Raw genomic sequence first — 12,176 nt, forward strand, 5'->3', positions numbered from 1 at the left:
TGCAGCGTTGTAGCTGAGGGGGCTGGGGGGTGTAGAAGCCTGACGATGACCTACTTTCACACGCGAATGCGCACTATCATCGGCGCTGAGGTGTTTCACTGTCCTGTTCGGGATGGGAAGGAGTGGGACCACCTCGCTATGGTCGTCAGGCATAACTTGTTGTTGAAGTCGATGGGACTTCAACCAATTTGTAGAGTTTGAATCAGCTATTGATTGCGTTGCCAGTGTACGGTGACTTTGGGGTCAGTGAACACTGCTTTGTCCAGATCGATGATCGGATGACAAAGTTATAGGGTCAAGCCGCACGAGCAATTAGTACTGGTTAGCTTAACGCATTACTGCGCTTCCACACCCAGCCTATCAACGTCCTGGTCTTGGACGACTCTTCAGGGGGCTCAAGGCCCCGGCAGATCTTATCTTGGAACGAGTTTCCCGCTTAGATGCTTTCAGCGGTTATCTCTTCCGCACATAGCTACCCGGCGATGCCACTGGCGTGACAACCGGTACACCAGAGGTGCGTCCACTCCGGTCCTCTCGTACTAGGAGCAGGCTTCCTCAAATCTGCAGCGCCCACGGAAGATAGGGACCAAACTGTCTCACGACGTTTTAAACCCAGCTCACGTACCTCTTTAAATGGCGAACAGCCATACCCTTGGGACCGGCTACAGCCCCAGGATGAGATGAGCCGACATCGAGGTGCCAAACACCGCCGTCGATATGAACTCTTGGGCGGTATCAGCCTGTTATCCCCAGAGTACCTTTTATCCGTTGAGCGATGGCCCTTCCATACAGAACCACCGGATCACTTTGTCCTACTTTCGTACCTGCTCGACTTGTCAGTCTCGCAGTCAAGCACGCTTATGCCAATGCACTATCAACACGATTTCCGACCGTATTTAGCGTACCTTCGAACTCCTCCGTTACACTTTGGGAGGAGACCGCCCCAGTCAAACTGCCCACCATACACTGTCCCCAACCCGGATCACGGGCCAAGGTTAGAACCTCAAACACACCAGGGTGGTATTTCAACGTTGGCTCCATGAGAACTAGCATCCTCACTTCAAAGCCTCCCACCTATCCTACACAGATCTGTTCAAAGTCCAATGTAAAGCTACAGTAAAGGTTCATGGGGTCTTTCCGTCTTTCCGCGGGGAGATTGCATCATCACAAACATTTCAACTTCGCTGAGTCTCTGGAGGAGACAGTGTGGCCATCGTTACGCCATTCGTGCAGGTCGGAACTTACCCGACAAGGAATTTCGCTACCTTAGGACCGTTATAGTTACGGCCGCCGTTTACTGGGACTTCAGTCAAGAGCTTGCACCCCATCATTTAATCTTCCAGCACCGGGCAGGCGTCACACCCTATACGTCGACTTTCGTCTTTGCAGAGTGCTGTGTTTTTATTAAACAGTCGCAGCCACCGATTCTCTGCGGCCTCATTGGGCTCCGTTTGTACAACTTCACCTACTAAAGGCACACCTTCTTCCGAAGTTACGGTGTCAATTTGCCGAGTTCCTTCTCCAGAGTTCTCTCAAGCGCCTGAGAATACTCATCTCGCGCACCAGTGTCGGTTTGCGGTACGGTCGTGTGTAGCTGAAGCTTAGTGGCTTTTCCTGGAAGCAGGGTATCACTCACTTCGTCTGCAAGCAGACTCGTTATCACCCCTCATCTTAGATCCCCGGATTTGCCTAAGGACCACGACTACAGGCTTGAACCAACATATCCAACAGTTGGCTGAGCTAACCTTCTCCGTCCCCACATCGCACTACACATCGGTACAGGAATATTGACCTGTTTCCCATCAGCTACGCATCTCTGCCTCGCCTTAGGGGCCGACTCACCCTACGCCGATGAACGTTGCGTAGGAAACCTTGCGCTTACGGCGAGGGGGCTTTTCACCCCCTTTAACGCTACTCATGTCAGCATTCGCACTTCTGATACCTCCAGCATCCTTTACAAGACACCTTCGCAGGCTTACAGAACGCTCTCCTACCATCGCATTTCTGCGATCCGCAGCTTCGGTAACTGGCTTGAGCCCCGTTACATCTTCCGCGCAGGACGACTCGATCAGTGAGCTATTACGCTTTCTTTAAATGATGGCTGCTTCTAAGCCAACATCCTGACTGTTTTAGCCTTCCCACTTCGTTTCCCACTTAGCCAATTTTAGGGACCTTAGCTGGCGGTCTGGGTTGTTTCCCTCTTGTGTCCGGACGTTAGCACCCGGTGCACTGTCTCCCAAGCTGTACTCATCGGTATTCGGAGTTTGCAATGGTTTGGTAAGTCGCCATGACCCCCTAGCCATAACAGTGCTCTACCCCCGATGGTAATACTTGAGGCACTACCTAAATAGTTTTCGGAGAGAACCAGCTATCTCCAGGTTTGTTTAGCCTTTCACCCCTATCCACAGCTCATCCGCTAGTTTTGCAACACTAGTCGGTTCGGACCTCCAGTGCGTGTTACCGCACCTTCATCCTGGCCATGGATAGATCACCTGGTTTCGGGTCTACACCCAGCGACTGAACGCCCTATTCGGACTCGATTTCTCTTCGGCTTCCCTATTCGGTTAACCTCGCCACTGAATGTAAGTCGCTGACCCATTATACAAAAGGTACGCCGTCACCCCTTTCGAGGCTCCGACTTTTTGTATGCATGCGGTTTCAGGATCTATTTCACTCCCCTCCCGGGGTTCTTTTCGCCTTTCCCTCACGGTACTTGTTCACTATCGGTCGATTACGAGTATTTAGCCTTGGAGGATGGTCCCCCCATCTTCAGACAGGATTTCACGTGTCCCGCCCTACTTGTCGCTAGCTCAGTACCACACGGATCTTTTCACATACGGGGCTATCACCCACTGTGGCCGGCCTTTCCAGACCGTTCTGTTAAGTCCCGCGCTATCACTAGCAGGCTCTTCCAATTTCGCTCGCCACTACTCTCGGAATCTCGGTTGATGTCTTTTCCTCCAGCTACTGAGATGTTTCAGTTCGCCGGGTTCGCCTTGCATGCCTATGTATTCAGCATGCAATACCCTTGCGGGTGGGTTTCCCCATTCGGATATCTCCGGATCAAAGCTAATTTGCCAGCTCCCCGAAGCTTTTCGCAGGCTATCACGTCCTTCATCGCCTGTAATCGCCAAGGCATCCACCACATGCACTTAGTCACTTGACCCTATAACTTTGACATCGACTCCATCGATGTCGTCAAGGACTCACCAGCACCCAGCGACTAAGCCGGTGCCAGTGTTTGAGTATTCACGTTTGCCGTACTTTCAACTCGCCAGATCGCTCTCGCAATCCAGCCATTGAAGTCTGGTGACGCAATCAATTGTCATTGGCGGCACGGTGCCTTCCAGGCCTTTACCCCTGGTCGGCTTTCCGCCAACAACGCTGATTCGACTCTACAAATTGTTAAAGAACAACAGCCAACTCTCGATGGCTAACCAAAATCACCACACGCTCAAGCGCCTCGTGCCTTTGGTTAGCATCGACTTGTTCAGAAGTTTGGTGGAGGATGACGGGATCGAACCGACGACCCCCTGCTTGCAAAGCAGGTGCTCTCCCAGCTGAGCTAATCCCCCTCGATTCCCCTCAGGTCATCGACCTTCAGGTATCCGTGGTGGGTCTGGTTGGATTCGAACCAACGACCCCCGCCTTATCAAGACGGTGCTCTAACCGACTGAGCTACAGACCCCAATCTCTTCTGTCACTGTCGTTTTTACAGCCGATAAGTGTGGGCGCGTTGAAGGCCAAGGCCTTGGACTTTGCTCTCGAATCATTGTTGATTGCTCAACCACGATTCCGGCTCGGTCATTTTCCAGAAAGGAGGTGATCCAGCCGCACCTTCCGATACGGCTACCTTGTTACGACTTCACCCCAGTCACGAACCCTGCCGTGGTAATCGCCCCCCTTGCGGTTAGGCTAACTACTTCTGGCAGAACCCGCTCCCATGGTGTGACGGGCGGTGTGTACAAGACCCGGGAACGTATTCACCGCGGCAAGCTGATCCGCGATTACTAGCGATTCCGACTTCACGCAGTCGAGTTGCAGACTGCGATCCGGACTACGACCGGTTTTCTGGGATTGGCTCCCCCTCGCGGGTTGGCAGCCCTCTGTACCGGCCATTGTATGACGTGTGTAGCCCTACCCATAAGGGCCATGAGGACCTGACGTCATCCCCACCTTCCTCCGGTTTGTCACCGGCAGTCTCATCAGAGTGCCCTTACGTAGCAACTGATGACAAGGGTTGCGCTCGTTGCGGGACTTAACCCAACATCTCACGACACGAGCTGACGACGGCCATGCAGCACCTGTGTGCAAGTTCTCTTTCGAGCACTCCCAGATCTCTCCAGGATTCTTGCCATGTCAAGGGTAGGTAAGGTTTTTCGCGTTGCATCGAATTAAACCACATCATCCACCGCTTGTGCGGGTCCCCGTCAATTCCTTTGAGTTTCAACCTTGCGGCCGTACTCCCCAGGCGGTCAACTTCACGCGTTAGCTTCGTTACTGAGTAGAAACCCACCCAACAACCAGTTGACATCGTTTAGGGCGTGGACTACCAGGGTATCTAATCCTGTTTGCTCCCCACGCTTTCGTGCATGAGCGTCAGTACAGGTCCAGGGGACTGCCTTCGCCATCGGTGTTCCTCCGCATATCTACGCATTTCACTGCTACACGCGGAATTCCATCCCCCTCTACCGTACTCCAGCTGTGCAGTCACAAATGCAGTTCCCAGGTTGAGCCCGGGGATTTCACATCTGTCTTACACAACCGCCTGCGCACGCTTTACGCCCAGTAATTCCGATTAACGCTTGCACCCTACGTATTACCGCGGCTGCTGGCACGTAGTTAGCCGGTGCTTATTCTTCAGGTACCGTCATCCTCCCGAGGTATTAACCCAGAAGATTTCTTCCCTGACAAAAGCGGTTTACAACCCGAAGGCCTTCTTCCCGCACGCGGTATGGCTGGATCAGGCTTGCGCCCATTGTCCAAAATTCCCCACTGCTGCCTCCCGTAGGAGTCTGGGCCGTGTCTCAGTCCCAGTGTGGCTGGTCGTCCTCTCAGACCAGCTACAGATCGCAGGCTTGGTGGGCCTTTACCCCACCAACTACCTAATCTGCCATCGGCCGCTCCAATCGCGCGAGGCCTTTCGGTCCCCCGCTTTCACCCTCAGGTCGTATGCGGTATTAGCGTAGCTTTCGCTACGTTATCCCCCACGACTGGGCACGTTCCGATGTATTACTCACCCGTTCGCCACTCTCAGGGGATTGCTCCCCCTACCGTTCGACTTGCATGTGTAAGGCATACCGCCAGCGTTCAATCTGAGCCAGGATCAAACTCTTCAGTTCGATCTTGATTTACTCAACGGAATCGAAGACTCACAACGGACCAAAGTCCGTAGCTACACTTCATTTCCGTGAGCGTTTGAATACCGAGTTACCTCGGTTCGGCACAAGGCCTTCAAACGCCCACGCTTATCGGCTGTAGATTTTTAAAGAACACGCCCCGAAGAGCAATCCGGCATCAACCGGAACCACCAATCACCGAACAATTCAACAAGCGTCTTTCGACTTGCTTGCTGTTGTTTGCGTCAGCAATCAGCAGCGAAGACAGAAATTATGCTTTAAAAACAAAACCCTGTCAACCGTCTGGTTATTGCGTTCGCGTCGCCGTTCGCTTCGCGCCCCACAACCGCCTCAGCAACCAACCCCTCTCAGGATTCACCGCCTCGACAAGCAATCTGCAAACCTCGCAAACCGCCTCCAGCCGCCCCGCCAATCACCAACAAGTCAGTGAGCAGCGAAGCCTTCTACTATAACAACAACCCTCCTTGCTTTGCAAGTGGGTTCGAGAAAAAAGTCAAAAGACGTCGGCATCACTCTCCAGCAGGCTTCGAATGGACTGCTGCCAAGTGCGCTCGACTCGCCCGCTGTGCCATTGCCTCCATGTATATATATGGAGCGAGCTCACCATCACGGGTTGAGCTTCTGCTCTGCATTCAAGGCAGCCAGCAACTTGGCCATGTCGACTCTGGCGCTGCGTGCGTCGAGTGGCAGCAGCATGGCCTCCCTGCGCAGGGCCGAGACCAGTCGACTGGCCGTCTCGAAAGTCAGGGCGAGCATCGCCCCCATCTCCTGGCGGGTGGGCAGCCAGATCAGGCCGTTTGGCTCGCCATACTCGCTCAACTTGAGCAGCAGCCTCAGCATGCGGTGGCGGGCGCTGCCGCGGGTGAGTTCAGTGAGCCACTCTTCGGAGTCATCGAGGGCGCGCTGCCATCGCTTCATCAGGTCGCGCGCCACGCCCGGATGAAAAGGCAGCAGTTCATCGATCAGCACCCGGGGGATGCGGCAGGCCTCGACCTCCGTACAGGCCACGGCATCGGCAGCATAGGTCTGGCCAAGGACGGCCTCCAGCCCCACGAGGTCCGTTCGCCCGGCCAGGCGCAGGATGCGCCGCTCCCCGGCACGGCTGCTGCGCTCCAGTCGCAGCACGCCCCGACGCACGGTGAAGACCGCCGAGCCCGACTCTTCCGCCGCAAACAAGCGCTGACCCGGCTCCAGGTGCAGGCTGGCGATGTGATAGTGGATGCGCTCCAGCCCGGCCTCGGTCAGTGCGCCGAATAACGCGAACTGCCGAATGCTGCATTCCGAGCAGACCAGCGCCTGCGGGTCGTAAGGCGACTGGGGATCCTTGCTGGGGCGCAAGGGGATCACGGGAGCGGTGCTGGCCATGGCGGAGACTCCCTGGGCGGGCAAAGGCCGCCATCCTCGGGATGCAGGAAGTATCGCTGCCGCCCGACACCCCACCCGGTAATCTCCCCTGCGGTCAAGGGGATGCAGACGGGCCACTCCACCCGGGGCGCTCGCACAGGCTGGGCAAACTATCATGTTGGATTGCCCTGAATGCTTGGCCTCCCATGCCGTCGCGCCGCAGCTCCGCCCCTTCCCCCGTTGATTCCGCCGCGCCGGCCAGAGCCGCGAACGCAGGGGCCGAGCCTGCCGCGATCCGGGTGCGTGGCGCCCGCACGCACAACCTGAAGAACATCGACCTGGACCTGCCCAAGCAGGCCCTGGTGGTGATCACCGGGCTGAGCGGCTCGGGCAAGTCCAGCCTGGCCTTCGACACGCTCTACGCCGAGGGGCAGCGGCGCTACGTCGAAAGCCTGTCGGCCTACGCCCGCCAGTTCCTGCAGCTGATGGACAAGCCCGATGTCGACGTGATCGAGGGCCTGTCCCCAGCGATCTCGATCGAGCAGAAGGCCACCAGCCACAACCCGCGCTCGACCGTCGGCACGATCACCGAGATCCACGACTACCTGCGCCTGCTCTACGCCCGCGCCGGCACGCCGCACTGCCCCGATCACGGCTTGCCGCTGGATGCCATGAGCGTCAGCCAGATGGTCGACGCGGTGATGGCCTGGCCCCCCGAGACCCGCCTGATGGTGCTGGCCCCGGTGGCGCGCGACCGCAAGGGCGAGTTCGTCGAACTGTTCGAGCAGATGCAGGCGCAGGGCTACGTGCGCTTTCGCGTCGATGGTCGGGTGGTGGATGCCGCCGACCTGCAGCCGCTGAAGAAGGCAGAGAAGCACGACATCGACGTGGTGATCGACCGCCTGCGCGTGCGCCCCGACATGGCGCAGCGCCTGGCCGAAAGCTTCGAGGCCGCCCTGCGCATTGCCGAGGGGCGCGCCATCGCGCTCGACCTGGATGCGCCGGACGGCGGACGCGAGCACCTCTATTCCAGCAAGTTCGCCTGCCCGGTCTGCAGCTACGGGCTCAGCGAGCTGGAGCCGCGGCTGTTCTCCTTCAACTCGCCCGTGGGCGCCTGCCCCAGCTGCGACGGCCTGGGCGAGGTGGTCGTGTTCGACCCCGACCGCGTGGTCGCCTTCCCGTCGCTGAGCGTGGCCAGCGGCGCGATCAAGGGCTGGGACCGGCGCAACGCCTACACCTTCTCGATGCTGGAGAGCGTGGCCGCCCACTACGGCTTCGGGCTGGACGAGCCCTGGGAGAGCCTCGCGCCCGAACACCAGCAGGTGCTGCTGCAGGGCTCCGGCAGCGAGGACATCGCCTTCGTCTACCACGCCGAGGGCGCCGCGGGGCGCAAGCGCAGCGTCAAGCGCTGGCACCCCTTCGAGGGCATCCTGCCGAACTTCGAGCGGCGCTATCGCGAAACCGACTCCGCCACCGTGCGCGAGGACCTGGCGCGCTACCAGAGCCACAAGCCCTGCCCCGCCTGCGGTGGCGCCCGGCTGCGACGCGAGGCACGCCATGTGCTGCTGATCGACGCGGGCGAGCTGCCGCCGCGGCCGATCTACGAGGTCGAGCACGCCACGCTGGCCGATTGCCTGGGCTACTTCGAGCGGCTGCACCTCAAGGGCGCAAAGGCCGAGATCGCCGACAAGGTGGTGCGCGAGATCCGCGCGCGGTTGAAGTTCCTCAACGACGTCGGGCTGAACTACCTCAGCCTGGACCGCAGCGCCGACACCCTCTCCGGCGGCGAGGCCCAGCGCATCCGCCTGGCCAGCCAGATCGGCTCGGGCCTGTCGGGCGTGATGTACGTGCTCGACGAACCCAGCATCGGCCTGCACCAGCGCGACAACGAGCGCCTGATCGGCACACTGCGTCACCTGCGCGACCTGGGCAACAGCGTGCTGGTGGTCGAGCACGACGAGGACATGATCCGCGCCGCCGACCACGTGGTCGACATGGGCCCGGGCGCCGGCACGCACGGCGGGCGCGTGCTGGCCCAGGGCACGCCGGACGAGGTGGCCGCCCACCCCGATTCGATCACCGGGCGCTACCTGGCCCAGGTGCTGAAGATCGCCGTGCCCACCCGGCGCGGCCGGTTGGAGGACCAGACCGACCCGCGCGTGCTGCGCATCGTCAATGCCAGCGGCAACAACCTCAAGGGCGTCACCGCCGAGATCCCGGTGGGCCTGTTCACCTGCGTGACCGGCGTGTCCGGCTCCGGCAAGAGCACGCTGGTCAACGACACGCTGTACGCGGCGGTGGCCAAGAAGCTCTACCAGAGCCACCTGGAGCCGGCGCCACACGACGAGATCGAGGGGCTGGACGCCTTCGACAAGGTCATCAACGTCGACCAGAGCCCCATCGGCCGCACCCCGCGCAGCAACCCGGCCACCTACACCGGCCTGTTCACGCCGATCCGCGAGCTGTTCGCCGAGGTGCCGGCCGCCCGCGAGCGCGGCTACGGCCCGGGGCGCTTCAGCTTCAACGTGGCGGGCGGGCGCTGCGAGTCCTGCCAGGGCGACGGCGTGCTGAAGGTCGAGATGCACTTCCTGCCCGACGTCTACGTGCCCTGCGACGTCTGCCACGGCCGTCGCTACAACCGCGAGACGCTGGAGGTGCTCTACAAGGGCCGCAACATCTCCGAGGTGCTGTCCCTGACGGTGGAGGACGCGCACGCCTACTTCAACGCCGTGCCCGCCCTGGCACGCAAGCTGCAGACCCTGCTGGACGTGGGCCTGGGCTACATCACCCTGGGCCAGAGTGCGACCACGCTGTCGGGCGGCGAGGCGCAGCGCGTCAAGCTGGCGCTCGAACTCTCCAAGCGCGACACCGGCCGCACGCTCTACATCCTCGACGAGCCGACCACCGGCCTGCACTTCCAGGACATCCAGCTGCTGCTCAAGGTGCTGCACCAGCTGCGCGATGCGGGCAACACGATCGTCGTCATCGAGCACAACCTGGATGTGATCAAGACGGCCGACTGGCTGATCGATATGGGCCCCGAAGGGGGCGCCGGTGGCGGCCGGCTGCTGGTGGCCGGCACGCCAGAAGAGGTGGCCGCCTGCGCGGGCAGCCACACCGGGCGCTTCCTGAAGCCGCTGCTGGCGCGCTGACGCCGGTGTGCGGCTGGGGGGCCGCGGGCGGCGCCAGGCTCAGGCGGCCAGCACCGTCACCCGATCCCGGCCGGCCGACTTGGACGCATACAGCGCCTGGTCGGCCCGGTCGAGGAACTCGCGGGCACTCTCGCCTCGGCAGTAGGGGGCCACGCCGAGCGAGACGGTGACGCGCTCCAGCGCCTCGTTGGCGCCCTGGCGGCGGATGCGGCTGGCCGCGATCGTCGCGCGCACCTTTTCGGCCAGCGCCTGCGCCTCTTCGAGCGAGGTGGGCGGCAGCAGCAGCGCAAACTCCTCGCCGCCGATGCGCGCCGCCAGCCCGGCTTGCGGCACATGGCGCTGGAGCACCTGGGCCACGGCGCGGATCACCTGATCGCCAAACACGTGCCCATAGCTGTCGTTGATGCGCTTGAAGTGATCGATATCGGTCAGCAGCAGGCAGGGCTGGCGCTGCTCGTGCGCCCCGGCCGCATCCGACGTGGCCAGGCACACCGCCAGGCGCTGGTCGAAGGCGCGCCGGTTCGCCAGGCCCGTGAGGCCGTCGATGAGCGAGTCATGGCGCGCCCGCCGCACCTCGTCGCGCAGCATCGAGATCTCCTGGCGGCTCTCGTCCAGGCGCTGCTGCAGCCGCGCCACGGCCTGCTGCATGTCGCGCGTGCTGCTCATCACCTCCTGCAGCGCGGGCGTGGCCTCGGTCTCGCCCAACTCGGCTGTCAGGCGCGAAAGCGACGAGCCAAAGCGCGCCGTCTGATCTCCCGCCAGCGCGGCCGATTCGGCCATGCCGGTGAGCACGCGCTGGAAGCCATCGGCCACGCGCTGCGCCGTTTGCGGATCGACATCGGCCACATGGCGGCGGTACAGGGTGTGGATGCTGGCCTCGTCGAGCTGACCTTCCTGTGCGAGCTGGCGGTCCACCGCAGCACGCAGACGGGTGTTCTCGCCCGCCACGTACTCGTACCAGACCGAGTAGCTGACAGGATGCAGGGCCGCGGCCTGTTTCGACATCAAGGGCAACGCCATCCGCAGGTACTCGGTGCTGCGCTCGATGCTGTGCTCGTACTTCGCCATGGATCCCGACATCGATCGTGCCCGCGGGCGGTCTGGCCCGGCGCGGCACTGGTGGAGCATCCCTGGAACCGGTCTTGGATTGCTGCCGGCTGTGATCGGTAGAGCTGCCCGGGCGACCTGTTGGCACCGCCTCGGGGAGTGGCATGGTAAGCCTCCCAGCACCATCAAAGCCCGCCATGCAGGGGCCAAGCCGGCATTGCCGCACGCGGCCCGGCCAGAGCCTCCGGGCTTGCACCAACGTGGGGCACCTCGTGTGGCACTCCAGTGCAGCATCGTCGCCAACAAGCAACGGCGCCTGCAAGGGCCGGGGGCGGGCTCCGCCGGGAGGGTGACTCAGCGCTTGGCCTGCGCCTGTTGCCAGCGCTCGATCGCCGCGCGGATCGCGGGCAGCGCCTCCTGGGCGGCCTTCTCACCTTCCAGCACTGCGACGTGCTTCTGGTCCAGATCGGCCGCACCGATCTGGCCGACGCGCGGGCGGATGATCACGTCGGCGCGTGTCATCTCCTGCTCGCCCAGCTTCTGGCCCATGATCGTGATGGTCTGGTTCAGGTTGCTGAGGATGCCTTCGGCCTTGCCGTCCTTGGCCTTGGAGGAGATATCGACTGCAATGACGATGTCCGCGCCCAGCTGGCGCGCCGCATCCACCGGCACGGGGCTGACCAGGCCGCCATCGACATAGCGCTTGCCGGCGATCACCGCCGGCTGGAACACCCCTGGGATGCTGCAGGAGGCGCGCACCGCCTGGCCGGTGTTGCCACGGTTGAAGATCACCCGCGCGCCGCTGTCCAGGTCGGTGGCCACCGCCGCGAAGGGCTTGGCCATCTGCTCCAGCGTGCGCTTCTTGACCAGCTCGTTGACGTACTCCTGCAGCTTCTCGCCCTTGACCAAGCCGCCGACGCCGAACAGCGTCAGGTCGCGGATGCGGCCCTCGTCCAGCGCAAAGGACTGCTCCTGCAGCGCGAAGCCGCTCAGCCCGGAGGCGTAGAGCGCGCCCACCACGCTGCCCGCGCTGGTGCCGGCCACCACCGCGGGCGTCAGGCCCGAGGCCTCCAGCACCTTGATGACGCCGACGTGGGCAAAGCCCTTGGCCGCGCCGCCGCCCAGCGCGAGGCCGATGCGCGGCATCGGCCCAGGGGCCGTCGGAGCGGAAACGCAGGCGGTGAGCAAGGTCGGCAGGGCAGCCAGGAGCAGGGAACGGCGTTGCATGGCGGATCGACTCGGAAAGGGAAAAGGAATGAAAGGGCGCGTGCGC

General features: G+C 61.6%; 4 protein-coding genes, 2 tRNA genes and 3 rRNA genes. 1 reads left to right on the forward strand and 8 read right to left on the reverse strand.

What is annotated here, in order from left to right; translation table 11 throughout:
* Positions 1-37: 37 nt before the first annotated feature.
* The 6 genes from rrf to NGK70_RS00030 all read right to left on the reverse strand — a co-directional run bounded on the left by rrf (position 38) and on the right by NGK70_RS00030 (position 6,725).
* A 5S ribosomal RNA gene (gene rrf, locus NGK70_RS00005) occupies positions 38-150 on the reverse strand.
* Positions 151-291: 141 nt separating this feature from the next.
* Positions 292-3,166: ribosomal RNA gene (locus NGK70_RS00010) — 23S ribosomal RNA — on the reverse strand.
* Between the two features lie 333 nt (positions 3,167-3,499).
* Positions 3,500-3,575, reverse strand: a tRNA-Ala gene (locus NGK70_RS00015).
* A 36-nt stretch (positions 3,576-3,611) separates the two neighbouring features.
* Positions 3,612-3,688, reverse strand: a tRNA-Ile gene (locus NGK70_RS00020).
* A gap of 127 nt (positions 3,689-3,815) precedes the next feature.
* Positions 3,816-5,342: ribosomal RNA gene (locus NGK70_RS00025) — 16S ribosomal RNA — on the reverse strand.
* The 16S, 23S and 5S rRNA genes sit together here with 2 tRNA genes alongside, the layout of an rRNA operon.
* Before the next feature lie 624 nt (positions 5,343-5,966).
* The gene (locus NGK70_RS00030) at positions 5,967-6,725 is read right to left on the reverse strand and encodes a Crp/Fnr family transcriptional regulator (protein WP_251971357.1); all 759 of its coding nucleotides are present in this window, start codon (positions 6,723-6,725) and stop codon (positions 5,967-5,969) included.
* A 185-nt stretch (positions 6,726-6,910) separates the two neighbouring features.
* Here NGK70_RS00030 and uvrA point away from each other — a divergent pair, with 185 nt between their 5' ends.
* Positions 6,911-9,856, forward strand: coding sequence for an excinuclease ABC subunit UvrA (gene uvrA / locus NGK70_RS00035; protein ID WP_251971358.1), 2,946 nt, complete (start codon positions 6,911-6,913; stop codon positions 9,854-9,856).
* A gap of 39 nt (positions 9,857-9,895) precedes the next feature.
* On the opposite strand, the gene NGK70_RS00040 is transcribed toward uvrA, so the two are convergent.
* Together NGK70_RS00040 and NGK70_RS00045 are read right to left on the reverse strand one after the other, a co-directional pair.
* A complete protein-coding gene (locus tag NGK70_RS00040; RefSeq protein WP_251971359.1) occupies positions 9,896-10,924 on the reverse strand; it encodes a GGDEF domain-containing protein in 1,029 nt (342 codons plus the stop codon).
* A gap of 333 nt (positions 10,925-11,257) precedes the next feature.
* Positions 11,258-12,130, reverse strand: a complete 873-nt coding sequence (locus NGK70_RS00045) for a patatin-like phospholipase family protein (RefSeq protein ID WP_251971360.1) — start codon at positions 12,128-12,130, stop codon at positions 11,258-11,260.
* Between the last annotated feature and the right edge of the window lie 46 nt (positions 12,131-12,176).

Source organism: Sphaerotilus microaerophilus (genome assembly GCF_023734135.1).
In the GTDB taxonomy this organism is placed as follows: Bacteria; Pseudomonadota; Gammaproteobacteria; order Burkholderiales; family Burkholderiaceae_C; genus Sphaerotilus; species Sphaerotilus microaerophilus.

Bases quoted from the DNA above. Each gene is read 5' to 3' on its own strand.
- NGK70_RS00030 (WP_251971357.1), bottom strand. From the start codon at position 6,725: ATGGCCAGCACCGCTCCCGTGATCCCCTTGCGCCCCAGCAAGGATCCC.
- uvrA (WP_251971358.1), top strand. From the start codon at position 6,911: ATGCCGTCGCGCCGCAGCTCCGCCCCTTCCCCCGTTGATTCCGCCGCG.
- NGK70_RS00040 (WP_251971359.1), bottom strand. From the start codon at position 10,924: ATGGCGAAGTACGAGCACAGCATCGAGCGCAGCACCGAGTACCTGCGG.
- NGK70_RS00045 (WP_251971360.1), bottom strand. From the start codon at position 12,130: ATGCAACGCCGTTCCCTGCTCCTGGCTGCCCTGCCGACCTTGCTCACC.